This window comes from Streptomyces armeniacus, assembly GCF_003355155.1.
Taxonomy (GTDB): Bacteria; Actinomycetota; Actinomycetes; order Streptomycetales; family Streptomycetaceae; genus Streptomyces; species Streptomyces armeniacus.
This window is the reverse complement of record NZ_CP031320.1, coordinates 2542212-2567665: the sequence shown is the minus strand read 5'-3', so window position 1 is coordinate 2567665 and position 25454 is coordinate 2542212. Positions and strand designations below refer to the sequence as shown.

Below are 25454 nucleotides of genomic sequence, written 5' to 3'. Positions count from 1 at the left end.
GGCCCCTCTCTCTTCCGTAGTCAGGGCAGCCGTCAACCGTACGCGACACACCAGGCGGTGCGCACACGCCGCGGGCGGAGCGGGGGGCTAGCGGCCGGTTCCCGTACGGATCTCACAGCGGGACGGAGGCGATCCGTTCGCCGTCCAGGGTGCGCACCTCGAAGCGGTCGATACGGTCGGGCGGGAGCGCCGCACCACCGGTGATGTAGAGCGGTTCGTCCCATTTGGTGCCCTCGATGCCGTAACCGTACTTCGGCACGGACCAGCTGCCGACCGTCCGCCGCTCGCCGTCCAGGCCGACCACCACGAGGTCGCACTCGCGGGGCCCGCGGATGTTGCCGATCCGCAGTGTGACGTACGTGCCCCAGGGCTTCTCCACGAGCGACACCGTCGCGTCCACGTCCGTCCCGGGGTCGACGTCGTGGTGCTTCTCGCCCTCCCGGAACATCGCGCGGACGCTCTCCGCGTCCGTACGGGCCGACTGCTGCCCGTCGTCACCGCCCCCGCCCAGCGCGCCCACCGCGGCGCCACCGCCGCCGATGAGCAGCACGGCGGCGACCGCGGCGACCACGCGCCGCCGGCGTTCGGTGCGGCGGCGGCGCGCGGCGCCGGCGAGGAGGCGGTCCAGCAGTTCGGGGCGGGGGCGGGCGAACAGGCCCTCGGCGGCTGCCGCGCTGTCGGGGGCGTCCCCGGTCTTCGTAAGCCCGACGGCTCCGGCCCCGGCCCTGTCCCCGGCCCCGGCCCCGGCCCCGGCGCCGTCGCCTGCCGCGCCGCCGCGTGCCTCGTCCAGGACGGCGCGCAGCCCCAGCATCCGGTCCAGCTCCCCCTGGCAGCGGGTGCAGTCGGTGAGGTGCTCCTCGAAGCGCGCGGTGTCCGCGCCGTCGAGCAGGCCCAGGGCGTACGCGCCGACGTCGCTGTGCGCGATCCCCGCGGGGTCGGCGGGGTCGCCGTCCCCGGGCCGCGCGGGCCCGGTCCGGTCGTCCGGCGGCATCATGACGTCACCCCCCGTTCCTCCAGCGCGAGCCGCAGCGAGCGCAGCGCGTAGAAGACCCGCGACCGCACCGTTCCGGGCGGCACATGCAGCACTTCGGCGGCCTCATTGACCGTACGCCCCTTGAAGTACGTCTCGAGAAGCGCGTCCCGGTGCGCCTGCGTCAGGTCACCGAGCGCCTCGGCGATGAGCATCGCCCGCAGCGCGCGGTCGATCTCGTCGGCGGCGGGCACGGACTCCAGCCGCCCGGGATCCACCTCCTTCGGCCGGGCCTCCCGGCTCCGGTGCCCGTCGATCACGATCCGCCGCGCGACCGTCACCAGCCACGGCCGTACGGAGCCGGTCGCACGGCCCAGCTGCTCCGCGTTGCGCCACGCGCGCAGCAGCGTCTCCTGCACCACGTCCTCGGCCCGGTGCCGGTCCCCGGCGACGAGCCGCAGCACGAAGGCGTACAGCGGACCGGCGTGCTCGGCGTACAGCGCTCGCATCAGCGCGTCGTCCTGTGCCGCCCTGTCACCCACGACGGCATCCTCGCGCACCCATGACCTCCGGTCGAGATCGCGTTCCGCTTCGTCGACGTGTCATACGGCTGCGGGGCACGGCGCGTTCAGTCCCGGCTAGGTTCGTGCCGGTACGGGTCCGGGCTCCATGGCCAGCCGGTAGCCGCGCTTGACGACGGTGAGGATCAGGTCCGGCGTGCCCAGCGCCGCCCGCAGCCGCGTCATCGCCGTCTCGACGGCGTGCTGGTCGCGCCCCGCGCCCGGCAGCGCGCGCAGCAGGTCGGCGCGCGAGACGACCCAGCCGGGGCGGCGGGCCAGTTCGCGCAGCAGCGCCATGCCCGCCGGGGGTACGGGCCGCAGCTCGCCGTCCACGACGACGCCGTGGCCGCGTATCTCCAGCCGGTGCCCGGCGACGGTCAGCGCCGGTACGCGTTCCGGCAGCGCCCCGCTCAGCAGCTGTACGAGGGGGCCCAGCCGGAACCGTTCGGGCTGGAGCGTCGGCACCCCGCGTTCCGTCAGCGGCCCGGCGGTGACCGGGCCGACGCACACCACCAGTACGTCGCGGCGCAGCGCCGCGAGCAGCGCGTCCTGTACGCCGCGCTCGGCCGCCCGCGTCAGCAGGGACGCGGCGGCGGGCGCGCTGGTGAAGGCGAGCGCGTCCACGTGCCGGGCGATCACCGCGTCCGTCAGCCGGTCGACCGGACCGATGTCCTCCGGCGGCAGCCACCGGTACACCGGCACCCCCACCACGTCCGCGCCCGCCTCGCGGAGCGCCCGGCCGAACCCTGCCAGCGGCTCGCCGTGCAGCTGCACCGCGATCCGCCGCCCGGCCACACCCTCCGCCAGCAGCCGGTCCAGCACCTCGGCCATCGACTCCGAGGCCGGCGACCACGCCTCCCGCAGGCCCGCGGCCCGTACGGCGCCGCGCACCTTCGGGCCGCGCGCGAGCACCTCCGCACCCGCGAGCCGGTCGCGGAGCGCGTCGCCGATGCCCCAGCCGTCGGCCGCCTCCAGCCAGCCGCGGAACCCGATCGCGGTGGTCGCGACGACGATCTGCGGCACGTCCTCGATCAGCCGCTCCGTACTGGCCAGCAGCTCGCTGTCGTCCGCGAGCGGCACGATGCGCAGCGCCGGTGCGTGCACCACCTCGGCGCCGCGCCGCTCCAGCAGCGCGCCCAGCTCCTCGGCGCGCCGTGCGGCGGTGAGGCCGACGGTGAAGCCCGCCAGGGGCTTCGGGGGTGTGACGTCTTCCATTCGTTCCTCGTCCGCTGTTCCTGCGTGGTGGCCCGGGCCGTGGGGCCGGTCCGAGCGTGTCAACGGCACGTGACGTCCGGAGACCGGTGCCGTTTCCCCAGTGTTACGCGGAACGCGCCTGCGCCTCACACCTCCGCGTACGCGGGCCGCCGCTCGCCGTCCCGGCCGCCGCCACCGCCCCCGCCGCGCTCCGTACGGTCCTCCCCCGCGCCGTCCGTCGCGCCGTCCGCCGGTGCGGCCGCCCGCGTACGCCGCAGGTACACGCCCCAGGTGACCCCGCAGCACGCCACGTAGTACAGGGCGAACGCCACGAACGCCGCCGTCGCGTCCCCCGAGCCGAGGAACGACTGCCGCAGCGCGAGGTTGATCGCCAGCCCGCCGAGCGCGCCGACCGCGCCGATCAGCGCCATCGAGGCACCGGACATGCGGCGCGCGTAGCCGGCGGCCGGCTCCCCGGTCAGGCCCATCGCCTCGGCCTTCGCGGAGTAGATGCCGGGGATCATCTTGTACGTGGACCCGTTGCCCAGCCCGGTGAGAACGAACAGGACGATGAAGCCGGCAGTGAACAGCGGCAGCGACGCCCGTACGGACGCCGTGATGATGACGGCCGAAGCGGCGGTCATCAGCGCGAAGTTCCACAGGGTGACGCGCGCCCCGCCGAGCCGGTCCGCCAGCTGCCCGCCGACGGGCCGGATCAGGGAGCCGAGCAGCGGCCCGATGAACGTGAGCGACGCCGCCTGCAGCGGCGTACGGTCGAACTGGTTCTGGAGCACCAGCCCGAACGCGAAGCTGTAGCCGATGAACGACCCGAACGTCCCGATGTACAGGAACGACATGATCCACGTGTGCCGGTCCCGCGCGGCGTCCCTGGCGGCGCCGGTGTCGTTCGTGACGGGCCGCAGGTTGTCCATCCAGCGGAGGCTGCACAGGGTCGCCAGGACGATCAGCGGCAGGTAGACGGCGAGCAGCACGCGGGGGTGCCCCGCGCCGAGCACGGCGATCACGAGCAGCGCCACGAGCTGGACGACGGCGACGCCGATGTTGCCGCCGCCGGCGTTCATGCCCAGCGCCCAGCCCTTGAGGCGCAGCGGGTAGAAGCTGTTGATGTTCGTCATGGACGACGCGAAGTTCGCCCCGCCCACCCCGGTCAGGACCGCCACGAGCAGGAACGTCGTGTACGACGTGCCGGGCTCCATCACAACCAGCAGCGCCGTGGTGGGCGCCAGCAGCAGACCCGCGCTGAACACCGTCCAGTTCCGGCCGCCGAACCGCGCCACCGCGAACCCGTACGGCACCCGCAGCACCGCCCCCACCAGGGAGGCCACGGCCACCAGCGTGAACTTCCCCGCCGGGTCGATGCCGTACTCCGGGCCCATGAACAGCGCCAGCACCGAGAAGATGCTCCACACCGAGAACCCGATGTGCTCGGACGTCACGGAGAACGCGAGATTGCGCCGCGCGACCCGGCGCCCCTCCGCCGCCCAGAACTTCCCGTCCTCGGGATCCCACCGCTCAATCCACCGCCCGCACACGCGACTCCGTACGTCCCGCTCGCCTTCTCCGTCTCGCCCGGCCCGCCCGGTCCGCTCGGTCCGCTCGGGTCGTTCCGTCCGGTCATCGGGTCGTTCCGTCCGCGTGCTCCGCACAGCGCGCCTCCAGCCACATACGGGGATCGTTCCTGCGGACGCTAGAAACCGCGCGTTTCCCCGGCGTGCTCCCAGGTGTCGTGACCGAAACCGTGCTCTCACCTCGCCGCAAGGCCGGTGGTGAGCGGAGGGCGGGCCGGTAGGCGGCGCGTTACGCTGAGTCCGGGTTCACGACCTGGAGGGGGGACCACACCATGACGGCGCAGATGGAGGGTCCTGTGACTTCCGAGGAGATGCGGCGCTTCGAGGCGATCGACGCGGCGTTTCCGGAGCTCAGGGCCGAAATCATCGACGGAGAGATCTACATCAGCACCGTGGTTACCAGCCTGCACGGCCAGATGGTCCTCACCATCGCCTCTCAGCTCCTCTCCCGCTGGTGCGTGATGACCGAGGTCGACACGGTGTACGCGGGCTGGGGCGGCGGCACGCTCGTCCGACCCGACATCTCGGTGGCCGACCCCTCCTACCGGGGAACGCGGCTCAGGGAGTTCCCCGCCGACGAGGTGATCCTCATGGTCGAGGTGGTCTCCGAGTCGAACCCGGAGAACGACACCGAGAAGAAGGTCAGGAAGTACGCCCTGGCGGGAGTCCCGTACTACCTGATCGTGAATCCCATAGACGGCACCTGCCTCCTCTACTCCGCGCCGAGCGGCGGCGGCTACCGCGATTCGCTGATCCGGGACTTCGGCGAGCCCGTCCCGCTCGGGTCCCCGCTCAGCCTGGAACTCGACACCTCCGCGCTCTACGTGTACTGAGACCACGGCTCACCCGGGGCGCTACAGCGCCGTGTGGTCCAGCCAGTGGTCCAGGAGCGGGCGGTTGCCGGTGATCGTGATTCCGGGGGCGGTGGGCGGGAGGCGGCGGGCGAAGAGCAGCAGCAGGTCCGCCGCCGGGCCGGTCACCGTCACATCCGCGCCCGCGTCCGCCGCCGTGCCGCGCTCCCAGCGGACCCCGGCGGGCGTACGGGTGATCCGCCACCCGGCCATGTCCGGCTCGGCCGGGCGGAGTCGGAGCGTCTCGCCGTCGCCGCTCAGCGCGGCGAGGGCCGGGAGGGCCGCGACCGCCTCCGGGAGGGAGGCGAGTTCCAGGAGTTCGCTGACGGCGTCCGCCGCGAGGTCCGCGTCGATCTCGTACCCGAGGTCCGTACGCGATCCGGTCCCCGCACCGGCGCCCGCGCCGCCGTCCCGCTCGGCGCGCGCCGTGTGCAGCGCGTCCGCGTAGTGCACCGAGGTGTCGTGCAGCATCCGCCGCACCCAGAACGCCGCGGGCCGCGGCCCCACCAGCGTCCACACCGTGGCTCCGGCGGGCGCCTCCCGTACCGCACCCGCCAGTTCCGCCGCCCCGGCGTGCAGCCAGGCGGCCCACCCGCGCGGTTCGCCGGGGTCCACGTCCGCCGGGTCCGGTACGGGGGCGGGCCGGCCCGTCCGTACGAGTTCCGCCGCCCACCGGTGGGCCTGCCCGATGTGCGCGACGAGGACGCGCAGCCGCCACTCCGGGCAGGTGGGCACCGTCGCCTCCGGGTCCAGGCCGTGGACCGCGGAGGCGAAGCGGGCCGTCTGCACCCGCAGCCCCTCGATGAGCCGCTCGGCGTCCGGCGCCTCCACGCCCGCGCCCGTATGCGCACCCGTACCCGCGTCCCCGCCCGCGCCCGTACGCGCACCCGTGCCCGTCTCCGTACCGCTGCCGGTCTCCATGTCCCGCTCCTCCCCGCTCACGGCACCCTCCGCGCCGTGCCCCGTACCGTAGGAACTCCACCCGGGTGGAGGTTCAAGTGAGTGTGAGCGAGCCCACAGAACGGGAGGACGGCGGCGCGGCGCTCGGGATCGGTGAGCTGGCGCGGCTGACCGGCGTGCCCGTCCGTACGATCCGCTTCTACTGCGACGAGGGCATCCTCGAACCCCGCCGCAGCACCGGCGGCCACCGCCGCTTCGCGCCCTCCGCCGTCGAACGGCTCGGCCTCGTACGGCGGTTGCGCGCGCTCGGTCTGGGCCTGCCCGCGATCACGCGCGTACTCACCGGGGAGCGCTCCGTCGGGGAGGCGGTCGCCGCCGAACGGGCCGCGCTGGACGTGGAGTTGTCCTCACTCGCCTGGCGCCGCGCCTGCCTGTGCGCGGTCGAGCAGGCCGGGCCCGCCGAACGGGCCGCCCGCCTCGACCTGCTCACCGCCGCCGAGGACGGCCGCGCCGCGCACGGCATGCTCGTCGACTTCTGGCGCCGCCTCGCGGTGGCGCCGATGCCGGACGAGACCCTCGCCGCGTTCGTCTCCATGGCCGCGCCGGAACCGCCCGCGGAACCGACTCCGGAACAGGTCGTCGCGTACGCCGAGTTGATCGTCCTCGCCCGCGACCGCTCCCTCACCCGCCGGATGCTGGCGCGCGCGCACGCCAACCAGCGGCAGATCTCCGACGAGGCCGCGCTGCTCGCCGGCATCGGCGAGGCGTGCGAACTGGCCCGCCCGCTCGTCGCCGCCGGCCGCGGACCGGGCCCCGGCCGCGCGCTCGACCGCTTCGTCGCGGCGCACGCGTCGGTACGCAGCGAACGTGACACCCCGCGCTTCCGGCGCGCCCTGCTCACGAACGTCGCCGTGGACCGCGATCCGCGCATGCACCGTTACTGGGGCCTGGTGGGCGAGGTCGCACGGGAGCCCATCCCGGTGGGTACGGCGCACCTCTGGCTGCTCGACTCCCTCGAACTCTCCGTCGCGCCAGGGGGTTACGCCGGGCCCGGCGGCTCGGAGCCGGACAGCGCCGCGTCCGCCCGGCGGTAGCTGCTGCCGTCCCTGGTACGGGTCATGAACCCGCCGGTGACCAGATAGCGGCGCAGCGCCGAGCAGTCCTCGTGCACCGTCAGCAGCGCCTCGTTGACCTGCTGCTCGCTGTACTCGCGGCGGGGCTCGAACAGCGTCTCCGCGAGGTGCGCCAGCAACTGCTCGCGCCGCGCGACCCGCCGCGGGATCGCCGTCAGCCGCCCGTGCGAGAAGAGCGCGGACACTCCGTGCGAACTGCCGGATGCGTTGTCGGACATGCCCGCACCCTTCCCGACGGGCCGCCGCCCGGCAACGCATTTACGGGGGCCGCCTACGCACGCCCGCCAGGCCTTCTCCGATCCGTCGCTCCCACGTGTCACACCGCGCCGCCCTGTCTCGTCAGAGAGATGTCACCGCACAGCAGAGGTGGCACCGCACAGCAACGGCGAAGGAGTCCACCATGGAAGCCCGTTTGAACCTCTTCGAGAACCGCGTCGTCAAGAAGGCCATGAACCCCATCGTCGCGGCGGGCAAGTCGCTCGCGGACGCGGGCGTACCGCAGTCGACGCGGGAGCTGGTCGTGCTCCGCGCCAGCCAGATCAACGGCTGCGGCTTCTGCGTCGACATGCACACCAAGGACGCCGTGCACGCCGGGGAAGACCCGACCCGCCTCAACATGGTCGCGGCCTGGCGGGAGGCCAAGGTGTTCACCGAGGCGGAGCGCGCCGCCCTGGAACTGTCCGAGCAGGGCACCCGTATCGCCGACGGCGCCGGCGGCGTCCCGGACGAGGTGTGGGAGAACGCCGCCAAGCACTACGACGAGGAGCAACTCGCCGCGCTGGTGCTGAGCATCGCCCTCATCAACGCCTTCAACCGCGTGAACGTCATGGTCCAGCAGCCCGCCGGCGACTACCAGCCGGGCATGCTCGGCTGACGGGCGGCCGCGGACCCCGCGCCACGGCGGGCGGCCCGGCCGGACACCGGCCGGGCCGCCCGCCCCTGGGGGCGGACTTTTCAAGAAGGAATGTTCGTTTTAGTCTGTGCGCATGGCACGCGTTTCCCAGGCACATCTCGACGCCCGTCGGCAGCAGATCCTCGACGGCGCCAGCCGCTGCTTCACCCGCAACGGCTTCCACGCTACCTCCATGCAGGACGTGTTCCAGGAGACCGGGCTGTCCTCCGGCGCGGTGTACCGCTACTTCCGCAGCAAGGACGAGCTGATCAAGGCGGTCGCCATCGACGCGTTCGGCTCGGTCCGCGAGAGCTTCGCCCGCGCCACGCAGGGCAGTCCGGACCGCCCGCTCGAGGACGTGATCAGCGGCGTGCTCGGGAACGCGCTGGCGGAGCAGGCCCGGCAGGCGGGCATCGACGACAGCAGCGCGTACGCCAAGCTGATCCTGCAGGTGTGGGGCGAGACCCTGCGCGACAAGCCGCTCGCCGCCGCCCTCACCGAGGGCTACGAGGAGATGCGTCTCGTCTGGGCCGACCTGATCCGCACCTACCAGGAAGCGGGCCGGCTGCGTACGGACGTCCCCGTCGACGACATCGTGCGCACGCTGATGGCGGTGGCACAGGGCTTCATCGTGCAGCAGGCGATGTTCGGCGGCGTCACCAGCGACACGCTGCGCAACGGACTGCTCGCCCTCTCCACGGCCCCGGCACCGACCCCGGCTCCGGCCCCCGTCCCGGACGGCGATACGGACGGCGATCCGGAGGGGCGGCCCGCCTAACCGAACTCGCACCAGACCACCTTTCCCGGATTCCGCCCCCCGACGCCCCACTTGTCGGCGAACAGCTCCACCAGCCGGAGCCCGCGCCCGCCCTCCGCCTCCTCGGCCACGCCCGTACGGGCCCGGGGGTGGCCGTCGCCGCTGTCGTGCACCTCCACCCGGATCAGGCCACCGCAGTCCAGCCACAGATGGAGCCGGTAGCCGCGTCCGGGCGGTACGCCGTGCAGCAACGCGTTGGTCGCCAGCTCGCTCACACACAGCAACACCTCGTCGGCACGCTCCGTGCTCCCCCAGTCGGTCAGCGCCCGCCGCGTGAACTCCCGCGCGACCGGCACGGATCGCCGCTCACGACGGAAGAAGCGCTCGCGGTGGCGGGGCAGTTGAGTCTCGATATCCATGGCGCACATCGTCGCTCTGTGTAATCATGGATGTGCAGCGAGTGCACCCGTACAAAATCTTTGTACGGGTTTACCCGGGTCGATTCCGGTGTCAGTGGGGGAGCACAGCGTCATGAACCAGAAGAAGCAGCGCAAGAAGAACGCGTCCGCGATGCGCCTCGTCGGCGCCCAACTCGGCTTGTTCCGGCGGGAGGCCCGGATGACACAGGAGCAGCTGGCGGAACGGGTCTGCGCGGAGTACGAGACGATCGCCTCGATCGAGCAGGGCCGCCGCCATCTGAAGCCGGACCTGGCGGAGCAGCTGGACGAGCTGCTGGAGACGAAGGGCGCGCTGGCGGTGGCGCTGGCGCACATGCCGGAGATGGACAAGTACCCGATCTGGGCGGCGGAGTTCGTGGACCGCGAGGCGGAGGCGGTGGCGCTGTGCTCGTTCCAGATTCAGGCTGTGCCTGGCCTTCTCCAGACCGAGGCATACGCACGAGCAGTGTTCCGCAGCCGTGTCCCGGCACTCAGCGAGGACGAGATCGAGCACCAAGTGGCGGCGCGGATGGAGCGGCAGGACATTCTGCAGCGCAAGGTGCCGCCGAGCGCAAGCTTCATCCTCTCGGAGGCGGTGCTGATGGACCGCCTGGGCGGGAAGGAGGTCTTCCGCGACCAGCTCCGCCATCTCCGGCAGTGCGCCGAACTGCCGGGCCTCTCCCTCCAGATCATGCCATTCGGACGGGCGACACATGCCGCACTCGATGGCCCGTTCGTCCTGCTGGAAACCCCGGACCACGAGCATCTGGCCTATATGGAGACGCAGCGCGGCAGTCAGCTCATCTCCGACCAGGACGAGGTCAGCATGCTCTCCCGCAAGTATGCGATGCTGCGGACGCAGGCCCTCAACCCCGAGGATTCCAAAGACCTGTTGGACCGGCTGCGAGGAGAGGCATGAACAGCGATCTGGTGTGGTTCAAGTCCAGCTACAGCGGCAGCGAGGGCGGCGCATGCATCGAAGTCGCGTACGCCTGGCGCAAGTCGAGCTACAGCGGCAGCGAGGGCGGTGACTGCGTGGAGGTCGCCGCGTGCCCCGAGGCCGTCCACGTACGGGACTCCAAGGACGTGACGCGCCCCGGCCTCACCGTCTCCCCCGCCGCCTGGGCCGCCTTCACCGACTTCGCGGTCTAGTCTGCACCGGCCCGCGCCGCGCTGATGCGCCCCCGTGGTGCACCAGCGCGGCCTCGCGGGACGTCAGCGGACGACCTCGAAGACGTTCTTCTGGAGGCCGTTGGCGTACGCCTCGTGCTCGACGAGCCTCAGCTTCTGCGTGTCCTTGTCGGTGTCGCTGAACAGCCGCTTGCCCGCGCCGAGCAGGAGCGGAAAGACGAGCAGGTGGTAGCGGTCGATCAGGCCGGCGTCGGAGAGGTTGCGGTTCAGGGTGGCGCTGCCGTGCATGATGATCGGGCCGCCCTCGGTCTCCTTCAGCGCGGCGACGTCGTCGAGTGACCGCAGGATCGTCGTCTCGCCCCAGCCCGGCACGAGTTGGTCGTCGGTGAGGGTGGTGGAGACGACGTACTTCGGCATCAGCTTGTAGTCGGCGAACTCCTCCATGTCCGGCCAGACGGGGCTGAACGCCTCGTAGCTGGTACGCCCGAACAGCATCGCGGTGGCTTCCTGCTGCTCCGTGCCCTTGATCTCGTACGCCTCGGGGACGAACTCGATGTCCTTGAAGGTCCAGCCGGAGTTCCGGTAGCCGGGCTCGCCGCCCGGAGCCTCCACGACGCCGTCGAGCGAGACGAAGGCGGTGCTGATGAGGGTGCGCATCGAGTTCTCCCAAGTGGTGTTCGCGGTGTTCGTCGGTACGGTGAGCCGGGCCGTACGGGCCTCACGCCCGCCGTACGCCGTCTCTCACCCCTGACTGACGTCCGGGCGCGCAAAAACTCATCGGCCGCCGCCGAACCGCCGTCTCAGACCGGCGATCCGGCGGCGCGCGCGTCGGCCTCCGGGAGCCAGCTTCCGGGCGGTACGTGGCGGAGCCACGTGGTGTCCGCCGCGGCCAGCACGTCCGCCGCCGAGCGGAGCGCGTCCAGGCCGGGGTGGCGCAGGCCGCGGCGCCACACCAGGGAGACCGGGGACAGCGGCACCGGGCCGGTCAGCGGGCGCAGCACCATGCCGGGCACCCCCGTGAACACCTCGCTCGCCAGCACGGACCAGCGGTGCTTCCGTACGACCCGGCTGAATTCCTCGTCGCCCTCGATCTTCGGGAAGGGCGGGGCGAGTTCGATGCCACGGCCGGCGAAGAGCGCGCGGGCGTAGTCGGTCCACTCGGTGGTCTCGGCGTTGCCCGCGCCCGCGTACAGGGTCTCCCCCGCGAGCCGCGCCACCGGCACCTCGGGGAGCGCGGCCAGCGGGTGGTCGCCGGGAAGGAGCACGGCGACGCGCTCGTACCGTACGAGGCGGTGCCCGAGCCCCGCCAGCACCTCGGGCGGCAGCCCGGCGGCGCGCCCGAAGGAGACGTCGAGCCGCCCCGCGAGGAGATCGGCGGCGGCGCCCGCGAGCCCGCTGTGGTAGCGGGCCACGAACTCGACCTCGGGCGCCCGTTCGCGTGCCGCGTCCAGCACCCGCCGGCCGGTGCTGACCGGCGCGGCCACGTCCACCAGCAGCGGACGCCCGTACGGGCTGACGGCGGCGGCCAGTTCACCGTACGCGGCGAGCACGGCACGCGCGTACGGCAGCAGCCGCTCGCCCTCCGGCGTCAGGCTGACGCGGCGCGTCGTACGGAGGAACAGCGGGCCGCCGCCCCACTCGCGTTCGAGCCTGCGTATGTCCCGGCTGAGCGCCTGCTGGGCGACGAACAGCCGCGCGGCGGCGCGGGTGAAGTGCAGCTCCTCGGCGACGGCGACGAAGGCGCGCAGCAGGCGGGGGTCGGTGTCGCGGGGCGGCGGGGCGGTGGTCACGGCTCATTGTGATCCCGGCACGCACTGACAACGCAAGTGCGTAAGTCCCCTCTGAACAGGTGTTGGACGGTGTACGCGCGGTGCGGCGAGGGTGGCCGCATGTCCTCCGCACCCCGCTGGCTCGCCCCGTACGCGCGACTGTTCGCCGTGCCCGGCGCCGCCGCGTTCACCGCCGGAAACCTGATGGCGCGACTGCCCATGGGGATGTTCACGGTCGCCGCCGTCATGATGATCGCCGGTTCGCGGGGCTCGTACGCCCTCGCCGGCGCCGTCACCGCGACCGGCCTCGCGGCGACCGCCGTGGTGGGGCCGCTGACGGCGCGGCTCACCGACCGGTACGGGCAGCGGCGCGTGGTGGTGCCCGCGGCGTGCGTCGCCGCGCTCGGGTCGCTCGCGCTGGTGGCGTGCGTACGCTGGGACGCCCCGGACTGGTCGCTGTTCGCCGCCTACGCCGCGACCGCGACCACCCCGAACACGGGCGGCATGGCACGGGCCCGCTGGGCGTACGTACACCGGGACGACGCCGCCGCGCGGCACACCGCGAACTCCTTCGAACAGGCCGCCGACGAGCTGTGCTTCATGCTCGGGCCGGTGCTCGCGGCGCTGCTGTGCACGGCGTTCTTCCCGGAGGCGGGCACGCTGGCCGGCGCCGTCCTGCTGGTGACCGGGGTGCTGCTGTTCGCCGCGCAGCGGCGCACCGAACCGCCGGTCGCGGCGCGCGGTACGGACGGCGGGCGGGCGCCCGTACGGCTGCGGGGCATGCCGCCGCTGCTGATCACGTTCCTGTGCACGGGCGCGGTGTTCGGCGCGCTGGAGGTGGTGACCCTGGCGTACGCGGACGAGTCGGGGCACGCGGCGGCGGGCGGGCCCGTACTGGCACTGCAGGCGGCGGGCTCGGCGGTGGCCGGGCTGGTCTTCGGGGCGCTGCGGCCGGGCGGCGGGCCGGTCGTACGGCGGTTCACGGTGTGCGTCGCGGTGATGGCCGGGCTGATGACGCTGCCGCTGCTGGCGTCCGGGGCGGCGGCGGAGGCGTTGGCGGGGGCCGGGTCCGGTTCGGGGAACCTGCTGCTGCTCGCCGCGGCGCTGCTGCTCGCGGGCACGGGCACCGCGCCGACCATGGTGACGGGCATGACGCTGATCCAGCGGATCACCCCGGCCGCCCGGCTCAACGAGGGCATGACCCTCGCCGTGACCGCGCTGCTCGGCGGCATCGCGGCCGGTTCGGCGGCCGGCGGCTGGGCGGCCCAGCACCTCGGCGGCGGGGCCGCCGCCGGCTACTGGGTGCCGGCCGCCGCCGCGGCGCTGGCCGCCGCCAGCGCCACGGCGGGTTTCCGTCGGCACGGGCCTCTCGTTGCGGAGGACCCTGCGGAAGACCCGGTCACGGAGGGCTCGTTCAGCAGCTCAGGTTCTCGCCCGGGGTCGTGCCGAGAACCTGGGTGAACTGCTTGTACTTGTCGATCCGGCTCTGCACCTGCTCCGGGTTGCCGCCGTTGCACTCCAGCGAGCCGTTGATCGCGCGGATCGTCTCGCCGAAGCCGTGGCCGCCCGTGATCGCCTCGTGGGCGGGCATGGTGCCGGGGCCGGACTGGGTCATCCAGTACCAGATGCCGGTCTTCCAGGCGACGGCCGGGTCCTTCTCCACCAGGAACGGGTCGTTGAGCAGGTCGATGCCCAACGCGTCGCCCGCGGCCTTGTAGTTGAAGTTCCAGCTCAGCTGGATCGGGCCGCGGCCGTAGTAGGCGTCGTTGCCGGCGGGGCAGCCGTAGGGCTGGGTGTCGTCGCAGTAGTGCGGGTAGTTCTCCTCGTTCTGCTCCACGACGTGGACGAGGCCGCCGGTCTCGTGGCTGACGTTCGCGAGGAAGGCCGCGGCCTCCTGCTTCTTGACGGTCTCGTCACCGGTGTTCGCGAACTCCGGGTACGCGCTGAGGGCGTCGACGAGGCCCTGGTACGTGTAGAAGGCGTTCCGGCCCGGGAACATCTCGTTGAACTGGGCCTCGCTGACGATGAACTCGGCGGCCGAGTCGCCCTTGCCGTCCTGTCCGCTCTGTCCGGCGGACGCGGTGACGGGCACGATCACGGCCAGCGCCGCCACCAGTGCGGACACGGCGAGCACCGCCTTGATCCTCTTTCTGAGCTGCCTCAACACTCGATCACTCCTTGTGGGGGGTCCGGCGCGCACGCACACCGGCCGCGGAGAAAAAGGCTGACGGGGCGCAGTCAACTGCCTTGGTCTATACCAGTCAAGGTGTAGACCAATGTTTTCCTTCGCGAATCCCCCGGAGCCCCTTCACCTCGGCCCGGCGCGTCAACACGCGGTCACGGGGCGCCCGTTCACGCGGAATCGCCGCCAACATCCACCCCTGCGCGGTGGGTTCGTACTCGACGCGGGGCGGCGCCTCGGCGTACACGTGCCGCGCCACCAGACCGTTGAACTCCAGCCGACTCGTCGTCTCCGCTCTGCGGCGACGACGAGTCGGCCCTCGACACGGCCCGCGACCTGGTACGGGACACCGGCTGCGCGCCGCTGCCCGGTGGCGGCCTGGACCGGGCCGGACTGCTGGAGGCGACGGCGGCGCTGTTCATCGGCCTGGTCGGTGAACACGCGGACGCCCAGGCGATCGCGCCCCCGCTGGCGTACGCGTCGGGCCCGGGCGGCGCGGGGGCATGAGGGGGCGGCGCACGCCGCACTGTGCACCGCGCCGCGGCTCACCAGACGTCCGCTTCCGCGGACACGTCCTCGTCCGCCAGCCGCGTCGCGTGGGCGCGAGCCCTCCCGAGCCACAACTCGCGCTCCAGCAGGCGCAGGGCACGGCGGATCACGTCGTCGGCCGTCTCGCCTTCGCGCGTCGCCGCGCGGATGATCCGGGCGTCTTCTTCGGTGGGCCAGAACTCAATCGTCGCTGTCATGGCCCCAGGCTGACGCGCACCGGAACGGGCCGTCCAACGAATGGTGCGCTCCAACCCTCAGACGCGGGGCGAGTAGTGGCGAGGGCTGTCCCGCTCCGCGGCAGGGGGGAGGTTGCGGGGCGGGGTCTCCACCGGTGGGGCGTCCGGGGCGCGGTGGCCCGCGGCGCGGGCCCAGCCCGCGCGGGCGCGCGGGTGGTAGCGGCGGGCGGACGGCACCAGTTTCCAGCCATGGTGGACGGCGCGGCCGAGCAGCCGCAGCCGGCGCTCGTCCCGTACGGTCCAGTGGTGGCCGAGCCGCCGCCGCGCCGCGGGCGGCAGCAGTCCGACGGTGAGCCACACGGTGAGCCGCGCCTGCGGGCCGCGCAGCACGCGCCAGGCGGCGTCCGGGAGCCAGGACAGCGCGGGCGGCTTGGCGATACGGCGGATGTCGAGGACGTCGCGCGCGGGCCGGGTGTCCTCCAGCACCTCCGCCGCCATCCGGTCCCAGTACGCCTGGAACTCCTCCCAACTGCCCGGCACCGGCCGCATGCTCATCCCGTACAGCCGGTACCAGCGCACGTGCTCGTCGAACAACTGCCGCTTCTCCGGCTCGTTCAGGCCGGGCCCGAAGCGGTCGGCGACCAGCACGGTCAGCATGAAGAAGGTGGCGTGCGCCCAGTAGAACGTGTCCGGATCGAGCGCGTGGTACGGGCGCCCGTATGCGTCGGTGCCCTTGACCGTGTCGTGGTAGCCGCGCACCTGGCGGGCGGTCTCGGCGGCGCGCGGGCCGTCGTAGACGACGCCGCCTATCGGGTACAGCGAGCGGTAGAGCCGCTGCCAGCGCTCCTCGAAGAAGCGGGAGTGCTCGGCGACTCCGGCGCCGAGGCCCGGGTGCATGTTCTGCATCACGCCCGCCCAGGGGGCGAGCAGCACGCCGCGCCAGTCGCCGAAGTAGCACCAGGTCAGGGAGTCGGGGCCGAGCGGTACGGGAGGCGTACGCGTCTCGCGCGCCGCTGCCGGGCCGGTGCCGTCTGCTGGCTCCACCGGGTCCGTCCGGTCCACCGGGTCAGCCGGGTCCGTCCGGTCCACCGGGTCAGCCGGTTCTGTTGCGCCTTCTGCGCCTGCTGGCATGTGCGGGCTCCGTCTCCGTCGGGGTGCGGTGCCGCCTCTCGGATTACGGCCATTGTCGCAGGCCGCGGCCCTCCGCCCGAAGCCCGCGGAAGCGGATACGTGCCGGTCAGGCACCCGGCCCCCGCCCGTACCCGTACTGCGCGACAGCGATCCGCGCGAAGGACCGTACGAGCGGGGTCGCCCGTGCGCCGGACCAGGCGACGACGAGGCGGCTGGGCGGCATCCCGTCGAGCGGCACCGTCACCAGCCCGTCCAGCAGGGTGTGGCCGGTCGGCGCGAGTCCGACGGTGCAGCCGCGCGGCGGCCCGGCCGAAGTGGAGTTCCTCGGCGACCGCGACGAAGTAGCCCAGCCTGCGCAGATCCATCGGCAGCGACGATACCCGCCCGGTATCGCCGCTGCGGAACGGGTGTTGGACGCACGGAGTCCGGGCGGCTGGACTGGGCTGCGTACGGGGAGACCGAGCGAGGAGCGCCGATGCCGCAGGAACCGGGCCGCCAGGCCGACGAGACCATGCCCGAACCCGCCGTGCACATCACGGACGTACGGGAGGTCGCCCGCGACGTGGTGGTCGTACCGGACCGGCGCGTGCCGCTCGTACCGAACATCGGCCTCGTGGGCGGGCAGCACTCCGTACTGGTCGTGGAGACCGGGATGGGCCCCCGCAACGCCGAGAAGGTGCTGGCCTTCGCGCACGGGGGACCTGGTGGAAGCGGGGCAGTTCGCGATCTTCCCGTGGTTCCCGCCGCACGACGTCGACGTGTCGGGCACGCGCTGGCTCGCGGTGATGCGGCGGCTGGCGCGGCGGGCACCGCGGGTCGTCGTACCGGGGCACGGCGACATCGGCGACGCGCGCCTGCTGGCGGACGTACGGGACTACCTGGAGCTGCTGCGTGACGAGACCTGGGCCCGGCGCGACTCGGCGATGAGCGAGGAGACGATCGTGGCGGAGGTCTCGGCGCTGATGCTCGAACGCCACCCGGAGTGGACGGGCCGGGAGTGGCTCGACCCGCGCACGCGCTGCCTGTGCGCGGAACACGGCGCGTAACGGCCGCAACGGCGGCGGAGCCCCCGCACCGCGCGGCGAAGCCGCGCACAAACGACGAAGGCGACGCGGCCCACGCCTTCCGCCCCACACGTCGCCCGCCCCCACCCACCGAGACGGGGGCAGGGGCGAAGCCCCGCACAGGGGTGCGGGTGGCGGAGCCCCCGCACCGCGCGGCGAAGCCGCGCACAAACGACGAAGGCGACGCGGCCCACGCTTTCCGTGCGCACACGTCGCCTGTCGCATTCGTGGAGATGGCGGGAATCGAACCCGCGTCCAACGGAGCGGAAGGAGGGCTTCTCCGAGCGCAGTCCGCTACGATTTTCTCAGCCCCGGAGATCACGCGGACAAGTCTCCGACGGGCTCAGTCACTGTTTGATGTTCCGGCAGGCCCCGTGACCGGGCTTGCGCGGTGAGTCCCCTTGATGATGCCGGACACCGGGTCGGGAACACCCCCGGGCCAGCACTTCACCAGTCGCTACTTAGGCAGCGAGGGCGAAGGAATCGCGCTTGGAATTGGCGATTATTTTTTTGCGGCAGATGGTTAACGAGATCATTGCCGCGTTCCTCGGCTCGCTTCCCCTGCTTCGACATCCGCTGTCGAAACCGATCATCCCCATGTTGAATTGACAAGCCCGGCTCCCGGAGGAGCAGGCGCAAGTGCCATCGTACGTGATCAACACACGCGGGGGCCAGCCTATTCCCCCGCGTGCGCGGGCCACCCCTCACGCGGGGGCCCAGGCGCCTACGCCCGCTGCTTCCGCTTCACCGCCGAGATGACGCGCTCCGCCTCCCTGCGGTCCTGCTTCTCGCGCAGGGCCTGCCGCTTGTCGTACTCCTTCTTGCCCTTGGCGAGCGCCAGCTCGACCTTGGCGCGGCCGTTCTTGAAGTACAGCGCCAGCGGGACCAGCGTGTAGCCGGTCTCCTTCGTCTTGCCGATCAGCTTGTCGATCTCCGAACGGTGCATGAGGAGCTTCCGCTTGCGCCGCGCGCTGTGATTCGTCCAGGTGCCCTGCGAGTACTCGGCGATGTGCACGTTGTGCAGCCAGACCTCGGCGTCGTCCAGCTGCGCGAAGCCGTCCACCAGGGAGGCACGGCCCTGGCGCAGCGACTTCACCTCCGTGCCGGTCAGCACGATCCCGCACTCGTACGTGTCCAGAATCAGGTAGTCGTGCCGCGCCTTCTTGTTCTGCGCGATGATCTTTCGACCCGTCTCTTTAGCCATAACCAGGGTATTTTCCCCTACGACCCGGACGCGAGGCCACTCAATACCGAACGGGCCCGCGACTCCGCCTCCCGGCTCGACGGCACGGCGAGGTCCGGCGACAGGCCGTCCTCCTGGACGGCGCGCCCCGCCGGAGTCGCGTAGTCACCCACGGTCAGCTCGGCGACGGAGCCGTCGGACATCTGGCGCGGCACCTGGACGGAGCCCTTGCCGAAGGTACGGGAGCCCACCACGACGGCGCGGCCGCGGTCCTGCAGCGCGCCGGTGACCAGTTCGGCGGCGCTCATGGTGCCGCCGTCGACCAGGACGACCACGGGTGCCTCGGTGTCGCCGCCCGGCTCGGCGTAGAGGGCGCGCTGCGTGCCGTTGTCGTCGTACGTGCCGACCAGCCCGCCGTCGAGCAGCGCGGCGGCGGCGTCCGCAGCCTCGGTGACCAGGCCGCCCGAGTTGCCGCGGAGGTCGAGGAGGATGCCGTCGCCGTCGGGGACCTCGCGTACGGCGCGGCGCACCTCGTCGCCGGAGTCCTCCGTGAAGCGGGTGATCTTGATCTTGGTGACGTGGGGTGCCACCCGGTCCGTGGTGACCGTGCCGGCCTTGAGGCGGGCGCGTTCCAGGTCCGCCTCCCAGCGGCGGCCGTCCCGGCTGAGGTCCAGCGCGACGGGGCTGCCGGGCGCGGCGCCCTCGCCGCCGCCCTCGTCCTTGCCGCCCTCGTCCTTGCCGTTCCCGTCCGCGTCGTCCTTGCCGCTCCCGCCCCGCGCCGCGGTGCCCTCGGCGGAGCCGCGCAGCAGGGCGACGACCTCGGTGACGGGCCGCTCGTCCACGTCCGTGCCGTCGACGGCGTGCAGCCGGTCCCCGGCGCGGATCCCGGCCTCGGCGGCGGGGCTGCCCGGCTGGACCCGGGCCACGTCGACCGTACGGCGGCCCGCGCTGTCGATGGCGCGGCGGACGGAGATGCCGATGCCGACGTACTCGCCGTCCAGCGTCCGCTCCAGTCCGGCGTACTCACGCGCCGTGTACGCGGCGGACCAGCGGTCGCCGCTGCGGCTGACGAGCCGCTCGGCCGCTCCGTCCGCATCGGCGTCGCGCGCCTCTCCGGCCTGCCGCGCCGCGTGCGAGTCGTCGGTGTCGCCGGACGTACCGGCGAGCGCGCGGTCGGCGGGCTCCGGTGCGGAGCCGTGCGACTCGCCGTTCCACGAGTCCGTGGCGGCGCCCGTCGCGAGGACGCCCGCGAAGACCATCGTCAGGGCCGCCCCGCGGCGGATTCGGCGGGGCCGCGCGGAATTCCACATGCCCGGCATGTTCCGGAGTCTAAGCCAGACGCGGGTGCCATAAGGGCAGTTGTCCGTACGGCACCCGCGTCCTGTGTCACACCTTGAGGTACTTGCGGAGGGCGAAGAAAGCTGCAACGGCGGGCATCAGCATCCCGACGGCGAGGATAAGAGGAAGCACCTTCGCGACCGCGTCCCAGCCGATGAAGTTGATGAGCGGGATCTTCTCCTGCAGCCAGTTGTTGATCAGGAAGTACTTGCCGCCGACCAGCAGTACGCAGGCAAAACCCGCCCCGATGAGGCCCGCGATGGCGGCCTCCAGGATGAACGGCAGCTGGATGTAGAACCCGGACGCGCCGACCAGCCGCATGATCCCGGTTTCCCGCCTTCGGCTGAACGCCGAGACCCGCACCGTGTTGATGATCAGGAGCAGTGCGACGACGAGCATGAGAGCCATCACACACAGCGCCGCGACGTTCATGCCGTTCAGGAGATTGAACAGGTTCTCCAGCAGGTCCTTCTGGTCCTGGACCTCCTGAACCCCCTGTCTCCCGGAGAACGCGGTGTTGATGACGTTGAACTTGGTCGGGTCCGTCAGCTTGACGCGGTACGACTCCTGCATCTGGTCCGGCGTCAGCGAGTCCACCAGCGGAGAGTCCTTGAACTGCTCCTTGTAGTGCTTGAACGCCTCGTCCGCGGACTCGTGGTAGACCTTGTCGACGATCTCGAGTTCCTTGAGATCGGCCAGGATCTGCTTCTTCTGCTCCTCCGTCACCGCGCCCTTGGCGCAGTTGGGATCGGACTCGGCGTCGTTCTTGTTGCAGAGGTAGATCGACACCTGGACCTTGTCGTACCAGTACCCCTTCATCGTGCTCACCTGGTCCCGGGCGAGCAGCGAGCCCCCCAGCAGAGCCAGTGAGAGGGCGACCGAGACGATCACCGCGAAGGTCATCGTCAGATTGCGGCGGAGACCGACACCGATCTCCGACAGTACGAACTGGGCGCGCATGGCGTCCTTTCCTGCGTTCCTGCTTGCGTGAGCGCGGTCCTCGCCCGGTACTAGTGCTGGTAGCCGTAAACGCCGCGCGACTGGTCACGTACGAGTCGGCCCAGCTCGAGTTCGATGACGCGCTTGCGCATCTGGTCGACGATCTGCTGGTCGTGTGTCGCCATCACCACGGTCGTACCGGTGCGGTTGATCCGGTCGAGCAGCTTCATGATGCCGACGGACGTCTGCGGGTCGAGGTTGCCCGTGGGCTCGTCGGCGATCAGGAGCATGGGACGGTTCACGAAGGCGCGGGCGATGGCCACGCGCTGCTGCTCACCACCGGACAGCTCGCCGGGCATGCGGTCGTCCTTGCCGCCCAGCCCGACGAGATCGAGGACTTCGGGGACGGTCTTGCGGATCTGCCCGCGGGACTTGCCGATGACCTCGAGGGCGAACGCGACGTTCTCACCGACCGTCTTGTTCGGCAGGAGCCGGAAGTCCTGGAAGACGCAGCCGAGCTGGCGGCGCATCTGCGGCACCTTCCAGTTCGACAGGCGGGCCAGATCCTTGCCGAGGACGTGTACCTGGCCGTGGCTCGCACGCTCCTCGCGCAGCAGCAGCCGGAGGAAGGTGGACTTGCCGGAGCCGGAAGAACCCACCAGGAACACGAACTCACCGCGGTCGACCTCCAGCGAAACGTCGCGGAGGGCCGGGCGGTTCTGCTTGGGGTAGGACTTTGAGACGTTGTCGAAACGGATCACGGTTTTTGCACCACGTCGGCCTGGGTAGGGACATCGGGAGCCGTCGGCGGCTCCCTCGGTGGGGCGACCCTACGCGAAGGGGTGCGGGCCGCGCAGTCGGCGTCCGGTGTAGGTGGGTTCCTGCCGGAGCGAACAGGCATATTCCCGGCACTGGCGATTGACTGCCCGGTGTCACGGGCGTGTACGTATGCGTTGTCCCTCTGCGTTCCGGGCCGTCACCTGGCACAGTGGAAGCGGGAGCCTTGGGGAACGAATCACCCACCGAGGGCGTTGGCCGACTGAGGAGGAGATCGCATGACATGCGACCGACTGGTGTGTGCCAACTGCGCAGGCCCCGTCAGTGAGGGCCGCTGCTCGGTGTGCCGCGCTCACCGGGCCCGGATGCAGGAGGGCGGCCCGCTGGCCGCGCTCACGCCGGCGGCGCTGATCGCACTCCTGCTGGCCCTGATCGCGGTCGCGGTGGTGGCCCAGCGGGTGGCCACGGCGTAGCACGCTCCCGGCTGTTGAGGCCGCGCGGCGTTCACCGTTCCGCTCACGCGGCGCAGTTGCGTACGTCCCGTTGCTCACGCACCGTTCTTGACCGGTGACCCAGCGGAGTTCCCCCGTGCTTGCGGCAAGCCGAAGGGCCCGGAACGAAAGCGTTCCGGGCCCTTCGGGCTGTTCCGTGCGGTGCGTACGGGCCTCAGGCGGCCGTACGGCGGTTGATCAGGCGCGGCATGGCGCGGAAGCCGACACCGCCCGCGATCATGGTTGCGGCGCCGACCAGCAGGAAGGTCGTCTCGGCCGAACCGGTCTCCGCCAGCTCGTCCTTCGGCTTCTCCTGGCCGACCGGCTCGCTGCCGCCCACGTCCGGGTCGGTGTTGCCGCCGGTGGAGCAGTCCACCTCGGACTCGCCCAGCTCACAGGTGGGGGTGTCGTCCTCGCCGCCGCCGGTGCTGCCGCCGCCGATGGTGGCCGGCTCCTCGCCGCCGGTCGTGCCGCCGTCGTCACCACCCGTGGTGCCGCCGTCGTCACCGCCCGACGTGCCACCGTCCGTGGTGCTGCCGCCGTCGGTCGTGCTCCCGCCGTCGGTGGTCGTGCCACCGTCGGTCGTGGTGCCACCGTCCGTCGTGCTGCCACCGTCGGTGGTCGTGCCACCATCCGTGGTCGTACCGCCGTCGGTCGTGCTCCCGCCGTCGTCACCGCCGGTGGTGCCACCGTCGTCGCCGCCGGTCGTGCCGCCGTCGTCACCACCCGTGGTGCCGCCGTCGTCACCACCCGTCGAACCGCCGTCGTCGCCGGTGCTGCCCTCGATGAGGCCGACGATGGAACCCTCGCTGTCCTCACCGCCGGTGGTGACACCGACGATCGTGCCGCTCTTCGCCGCCTTCGTCTCCGTCTTCTCAGCGCTCTCGGTCGGGCTGACCGCTTGGGCCACTCCCGCCGCGGTGAGCGAGGCGCCGGCCGCGAACACCGCACCGGCCGCGATCCGCGCAACGCGCAGCCGCGTCTTGGAATTGGTCATCTGCCAACTACCCCCAGTAGATACTCGATCAGTGGGGCAGCTGTGTGAATGGCCACCGCGTGCAGAGACGTTGAGCCGCAGTCCTTGTCGTTCGCCTTCGGGCACCGCGCTCTTCCCCGCCCCGCACGCGCCCAGTCACACGCCTGCCGAGCAAACAGCTTTCCCAGTTTTCACACCATCGTCAAGCGAGTGCCAAGTGATCCCGGGTGAAGGGAGTGTGAGGCTTCTGACATCCCCACCACCCCGCACCGCTCCCACCTGGTCACCGTCACCGCGCGGGGCGCACCCGTACGTCGTCGGCCTTCACGAACGCGACCCGGTGCCCGAACTGGATCTGGTAGTACGCGGTTTCGCCGCGGACCACGCGATGCTGCGCCGGATCGAACGTGACCGCGTAGAAGTACGTGCCCTCGGTGCGCAGTCCGGCCGCGTACGACTGGCCCGCGGACAGCTCGTACGGCAGCGGCGTGATGTCCTGGACGGGCACGCCCTCCGGGTACGCGTCCGGTTCGGGGTACGCGCGCCCGTAGACCGGCACGCTGTCCTTGCCGGGCGCGGGCGTGACCACGGAGCCCGAGGCCGGTACGGCGGTGGGCTGCTTGCGCGGGTTGTGGAACCACGCCTTCCGGCCCAGGTACCAGATCGCGGTCCAGTCGCCCTCGCGGCCTGCCACCGCGTACTGCTGACCGGTGGAGGCCCGCGCCCCGGTGTCGTTGACGCCGGTCGTGGACGGGCTGCCGTCGGGGTGCAGGCCGGCGTCGGGCACGAGGGGCGCGTCGGAGCGCGGCGCGGTGTGCAGGCGTACGGCGGTGGAACCGTGCGCGGGGCAGGGCTCCCCGGCCGTCTCGCACCCGGTGTAGACGGGCTGGTTCCGGTCGTAGTCCGGGCGGATGGTGAGCAGCCCCGAGTCCCGGCCGCCGGTGGCCTCGAACTCCTTGCCCATCAGCGCGAAGTAGTGCTGCCAGTCCCAGTACGGGCCGGGGTCGGTGTGCATGCCGGGGATGGTCGAGGGCAGCGTGCCGGGCACGTTGTCGTGGCCGAGAATGTGCTGCCGGTCCAGCGGGATGTCGTACGTGCGTGCCAGATGGCGCACCAGCCGTGCCGACGCGCGGTACATCGCCTCCGTGTACCAGGCGTCGGGCGCCGTCAGGAAGCCCTCGTGCTCCAGGCCGACGGAACCGGAGTTGACGTACCAGTTGCCCGCGTGCCACGCCACGTCCTCCGTCGGCACGTGCTGCGCGACGTGGCCGTCCGAGGAACGCAGGGTGTAGTGCCAGGAGACGTACTCCCGGTCCTGGACGAGGTCGAGGGTCCGCTCGTACGTCTCCTCGGTGTCGTGCACGACGATCGAGTCGATGCGCGGGGCGCGCGGCCGGTCGGCCTTGTCGTGGTTGCCGTAGTCGGGCTCGCCCTCCTCGTCCTTCCACTCCTCGTACGGCGCCGGGATCCACTCGCAGGAGATGCTCCGCGGGCACTCCAGCTTCGGGTCGCGCTGCCCCTCACGCAGGCCGAGCTTGCGCACCTGCGAGGTCTCGGGCCGCAGTCCGGGGTGCGCGGCGAGGGTCACGCGCTGCCCGGAGTCGGTGGTGCGCGCGGCGCCGTCGGTGATGACGTCGAAGACGTCGCCCGCGTAGACGGCGGCGGTGGCGGCGTCGGCGGCGTGCGCGTAACCGGCCACCGCGCCGTACCAGTCGGCGGGGTCGCCACTGAGCGGCAGCCCCAGCTTCCGCTGCGCGGCGGCCAGCAGCGCGGCGCCGCCCTCGATGTTCGCCGCGGGCTCCTCCCGCAGCTCCTCCTGCGGCAGCCCGGTCAGCCGCGCCGCCTCCGGGAGCGTACGCAGCCGCCGCGGCACGTCTCCCGCCGCGGCGTCCGAGTCCGCGCGCGCGGACTCCCGTACGGACAGCGGCCGTTGCGTGTCGCCGCGCGGGTCCTCCGCCGCTCCGGCGTGGTGGTCCCCGGCCTTGCGGCCTTCCGAGGCGAGCGCCGTACGGGCATCCGTGAGGTGCATCGGGCCGTAACCGCCCGACACGCTCGCCGCGCCCCGGTGCCCGTCCCAGCGCGACTGGAGGTACGACACCCCGAGCAGCACGCTGACCGGCACGTCGTGCCGCTCCGCCGCCCGCGCGAACGCCCCCTGCAGCGAGTCCGGTTCGCGTTCCGCGGTCGCCGCGGGGCCCGCCGCCAGCAGCGGCGCGAGCAGCGCGGCCGCCGCGACACCCGCGCCGGCGCAGGTCATGCGGCGCCGCGCGCGCCGTTCCGCGTGCGTCCCTGCCACGTGGTTCGTCCCTGACACGTGCGGCCTCCTCGGGTGACCTGCTGACGGACGCCCCATGCCTACCGACCGCCCGTACGCACGTCAACCACTCGCGGGCAGCACGGACTTGCACGTCAGAGCGGTCTTCCGGGGGCAGAGCCGGGGCCTGCGCCGCGTCACCGGGCCAGAC

29 protein-coding genes, 1 other RNA gene and 1 pseudogene are annotated in these 25454 nt (G+C 72.2%); 10 read left to right on the top strand and 21 right to left on the bottom strand.

Annotated features, from left to right (window positions below; translation table 11 throughout):
* Window positions 1–112: 112 nt before the first annotated feature.
* The 4 genes from DVA86_RS11190 to DVA86_RS11175 form a co-directional block, all read right to left on the bottom strand.
* Window positions 113–994: a zf-HC2 domain-containing protein gene (locus tag DVA86_RS11190; RefSeq protein ID WP_245996491.1), complete on the bottom strand. Its 882-nt coding sequence runs from the start codon at window positions 992–994 to the stop codon at window positions 113–115.
* Window positions 991–1530 (bottom strand): sigma-70 family RNA polymerase sigma factor, encoded by a 540-nt coding sequence (locus DVA86_RS11185; protein WP_208877805.1) that lies wholly within the window; start codon window positions 1528–1530, stop codon window positions 991–993. The genes DVA86_RS11190 and DVA86_RS11185 overlap by 4 nt, the downstream gene beginning before the upstream one ends.
* 78 nt (window positions 1531–1608) lie before the next feature.
* Window positions 1609–2745: a uroporphyrinogen-III synthase gene (locus tag DVA86_RS11180; RefSeq protein ID WP_208877803.1), complete on the bottom strand. Its 1137-nt coding sequence runs from the start codon at window positions 2743–2745 to the stop codon at window positions 1609–1611.
* A gap of 125 nt (window positions 2746–2870) precedes the next feature.
* Entirely contained in the window at window positions 2871–4277 is a 1407-nt protein-coding gene (locus DVA86_RS11175) for a nitrate/nitrite transporter (protein ID WP_208877802.1), read from the bottom strand.
* A 332-nt stretch (window positions 4278–4609) separates the two neighbouring features.
* Between DVA86_RS11175 and DVA86_RS11170 the strand changes: the two genes are divergently transcribed.
* Window positions 4610–5146: a Uma2 family endonuclease gene (locus tag DVA86_RS11170; RefSeq protein WP_208877801.1), complete on the top strand. Its 537-nt coding sequence runs from the start codon at window positions 4610–4612 to the stop codon at window positions 5144–5146.
* A 21-nt stretch (window positions 5147–5167) separates the two neighbouring features.
* Here DVA86_RS11170 and DVA86_RS11165 read toward each other — a convergent pair whose 3' ends face one another.
* Window positions 5168–6106: a maleylpyruvate isomerase N-terminal domain-containing protein gene (locus tag DVA86_RS11165; RefSeq protein ID WP_245996489.1), complete on the bottom strand. Its 939-nt coding sequence runs from the start codon at window positions 6104–6106 to the stop codon at window positions 5168–5170.
* Between the two features lie 62 nt (window positions 6107–6168).
* Between DVA86_RS11165 and DVA86_RS11160 the strand changes: the two genes are divergently transcribed.
* Entirely contained in the window at window positions 6169–7158 is a 990-nt protein-coding gene (locus DVA86_RS11160; protein ID WP_245996488.1) for a MerR family transcriptional regulator, read from the top strand.
* Here the strand turns inward: DVA86_RS11160 and DVA86_RS11155 are convergent.
* A complete protein-coding gene (locus DVA86_RS11155; protein WP_208877799.1) occupies window positions 7104–7415 on the bottom strand; it encodes a DUF2087 domain-containing protein in 312 nt (103 codons plus the stop codon). The genes DVA86_RS11160 and DVA86_RS11155 overlap by 55 nt on opposite strands.
* Window positions 7416–7597: 182 nt before the next feature.
* Between DVA86_RS11155 and DVA86_RS11150 the strand changes: the two genes are divergently transcribed.
* Entirely contained in the window at window positions 7598–8071 is a 474-nt protein-coding gene (locus DVA86_RS11150) for a carboxymuconolactone decarboxylase family protein (RefSeq protein WP_208877798.1), read from the top strand.
* 112 nt (window positions 8072–8183) lie between these two features.
* Window positions 8184–8867 carry a TetR/AcrR family transcriptional regulator gene (locus DVA86_RS11145; protein ID WP_208877796.1) on the top strand — a complete coding sequence of 228 codons (684 nt, stop codon included), beginning with the start codon at window positions 8184–8186 and terminating at the stop codon, window positions 8865–8867.
* Here DVA86_RS11145 and DVA86_RS11140 read toward each other — a convergent pair.
* Window positions 8864–9265 carry an ATP-binding protein gene (locus DVA86_RS11140; RefSeq protein WP_208877794.1) on the bottom strand — a complete coding sequence of 134 codons (402 nt, stop codon included), beginning with the start codon at window positions 9263–9265 and terminating at the stop codon, window positions 8864–8866. The two genes, DVA86_RS11145 and DVA86_RS11140, sit on opposite strands and share 4 nt — an antisense overlap.
* Window positions 9266–9377: 112 nt before the next feature.
* On the opposite strand from DVA86_RS11140, the gene DVA86_RS11135 reads away from it, so the two are divergent.
* Together DVA86_RS11135 and DVA86_RS11130 are read left to right on the top strand one after the other, a co-directional pair.
* Window positions 9378–10202 (top strand): helix-turn-helix domain-containing protein, encoded by an 825-nt coding sequence (locus tag DVA86_RS11135; RefSeq protein WP_245996487.1) that lies wholly within the window; start codon window positions 9378–9380, stop codon window positions 10200–10202.
* A complete protein-coding gene (locus DVA86_RS11130) occupies window positions 10199–10435 on the top strand; it encodes a DUF397 domain-containing protein (RefSeq protein ID WP_208877792.1) in 237 nt (78 codons plus the stop codon). The genes DVA86_RS11135 and DVA86_RS11130 overlap by 4 nt, the downstream gene beginning before the upstream one ends.
* Window positions 10436–10498: 63 nt before the next feature.
* Here the strand turns inward: DVA86_RS11130 and DVA86_RS11125 are convergent, their stop codons facing one another.
* A complete protein-coding gene (locus tag DVA86_RS11125) occupies window positions 10499–11071 on the bottom strand; it encodes a dihydrofolate reductase family protein (RefSeq protein ID WP_208877790.1) in 573 nt (190 codons plus the stop codon).
* A gap of 143 nt (window positions 11072–11214) precedes the next feature.
* Window positions 11215–12204, bottom strand: a complete 990-nt coding sequence (locus DVA86_RS11120) for a LysR family transcriptional regulator (protein WP_208877789.1) — start codon at window positions 12202–12204, stop codon at window positions 11215–11217.
* 99 nt (window positions 12205–12303) lie between these two features.
* Here DVA86_RS11120 and DVA86_RS11115 point away from each other — a divergent pair, with 99 nt between their 5' ends.
* Window positions 12304–13644 carry an MFS transporter gene (locus DVA86_RS11115; protein ID WP_208877788.1) on the top strand — a complete coding sequence of 447 codons (1341 nt, stop codon included), beginning with the start codon at window positions 12304–12306 and terminating at the stop codon, window positions 13642–13644.
* On the opposite strand, the gene DVA86_RS11110 is transcribed toward DVA86_RS11115, so the two are convergent.
* Window positions 13598–14275: a chitinase gene (locus tag DVA86_RS11110; RefSeq protein WP_425470975.1), complete on the bottom strand. Its 678-nt coding sequence runs from the start codon at window positions 14273–14275 to the stop codon at window positions 13598–13600. The genes DVA86_RS11115 and DVA86_RS11110 overlap by 47 nt on opposite strands.
* Window positions 14276–14444: 169 nt before the next feature.
* Entirely contained in the window at window positions 14445–14642 is a 198-nt protein-coding gene (locus tag DVA86_RS36270; protein ID WP_208884608.1) for a winged helix-turn-helix transcriptional regulator, read from the bottom strand.
* A gap of 14 nt (window positions 14643–14656) precedes the next feature.
* Between DVA86_RS36270 and DVA86_RS35260 the strand changes: the two are divergent.
* A pseudogene (locus DVA86_RS35260) lies at window positions 14657–14872 on the top strand (NADP oxidoreductase); the annotation flags it as partial.
* A 38-nt stretch (window positions 14873–14910) separates the two neighbouring features.
* Here DVA86_RS35260 and DVA86_RS11100 read toward each other — a convergent pair.
* The 3 genes from DVA86_RS11100 to DVA86_RS36095 all read right to left on the bottom strand — a co-directional run bounded on the left by DVA86_RS11100 (window position 14911) and on the right by DVA86_RS36095 (window position 16915).
* Window positions 14911–15111, bottom strand: a complete 201-nt coding sequence (locus tag DVA86_RS11100) for a hypothetical protein (RefSeq protein ID WP_208877785.1) — start codon at window positions 15109–15111, stop codon at window positions 14911–14913.
* Window positions 15112–15168: 57 nt separating this feature from the next.
* Complete coding sequence (locus DVA86_RS11095; protein WP_208877784.1) at window positions 15169–16221, bottom strand: oxygenase MpaB family protein; 1053 nt, start codon at window positions 16219–16221, stop codon at window positions 15169–15171.
* A gap of 106 nt (window positions 16222–16327) precedes the next feature.
* Window positions 16328–16915, bottom strand: a complete 588-nt coding sequence (locus tag DVA86_RS36095; protein WP_342776352.1) for a hypothetical protein — start codon at window positions 16913–16915, stop codon at window positions 16328–16330.
* Between the two features lie 10 nt (window positions 16916–16925).
* On the opposite strand from DVA86_RS36095, the gene DVA86_RS35250 reads away from it, so the two are divergent.
* Window positions 16926–17267, top strand: a complete 342-nt coding sequence (locus DVA86_RS35250) for an MBL fold metallo-hydrolase (RefSeq protein WP_245996485.1) — start codon at window positions 16926–16928, stop codon at window positions 17265–17267.
* A gap of 243 nt (window positions 17268–17510) precedes the next feature.
* Here DVA86_RS35250 and ssrA read toward each other — a convergent pair.
* From ssrA to ftsE, 5 genes are all read right to left on the bottom strand, one after another.
* Window positions 17511–17882, bottom strand: a transfer-messenger RNA (tmRNA) gene (ssrA, locus tag DVA86_RS11085).
* A gap of 127 nt (window positions 17883–18009) precedes the next feature.
* Window positions 18010–18489 carry an SsrA-binding protein SmpB gene (gene smpB / locus DVA86_RS11080; protein ID WP_208877783.1) on the bottom strand — a complete coding sequence of 160 codons (480 nt, stop codon included), beginning with the start codon at window positions 18487–18489 and terminating at the stop codon, window positions 18010–18012.
* Between the two features lie 17 nt (window positions 18490–18506).
* The gene (locus DVA86_RS11075) at window positions 18507–19787 is read right to left on the bottom strand and encodes a S41 family peptidase (protein WP_208877781.1); all 1281 of its coding nucleotides are present in this window, start codon (window positions 19785–19787) and stop codon (window positions 18507–18509) included.
* A 67-nt stretch (window positions 19788–19854) separates the two neighbouring features.
* Window positions 19855–20766, bottom strand: a complete 912-nt coding sequence (ftsX, locus tag DVA86_RS11070) for a permease-like cell division protein FtsX (protein ID WP_208877780.1) — start codon at window positions 20764–20766, stop codon at window positions 19855–19857.
* Window positions 20767–20816: 50 nt separating this feature from the next.
* Window positions 20817–21506, bottom strand: a complete 690-nt coding sequence (gene ftsE, locus DVA86_RS11065; protein WP_208877778.1) for a cell division ATP-binding protein FtsE — start codon at window positions 21504–21506, stop codon at window positions 20817–20819.
* 294 nt (window positions 21507–21800) lie between these two features.
* Here ftsE and DVA86_RS11060 point away from each other — a divergent pair, with 294 nt between their 5' ends.
* Window positions 21801–21995: a hypothetical protein gene (locus DVA86_RS11060; protein ID WP_208877777.1), complete on the top strand. Its 195-nt coding sequence runs from the start codon at window positions 21801–21803 to the stop codon at window positions 21993–21995.
* Between the two features lie 193 nt (window positions 21996–22188).
* On the opposite strand, the gene DVA86_RS11055 is transcribed toward DVA86_RS11060, so the two are convergent.
* Both DVA86_RS11055 and DVA86_RS11050 read right to left on the bottom strand, forming a co-directional pair.
* Entirely contained in the window at window positions 22189–23010 is an 822-nt protein-coding gene (locus DVA86_RS11055; protein WP_208877775.1) for a hypothetical protein, read from the bottom strand.
* Between the two features lie 268 nt (window positions 23011–23278).
* The gene (locus DVA86_RS11050; RefSeq protein ID WP_208884607.1) at window positions 23279–25246 is read right to left on the bottom strand and encodes an N-acetylmuramoyl-L-alanine amidase; all 1968 of its coding nucleotides are present in this window, start codon (window positions 25244–25246) and stop codon (window positions 23279–23281) included.
* Between the last annotated feature and the right edge of the window lie 208 nt (window positions 25247–25454).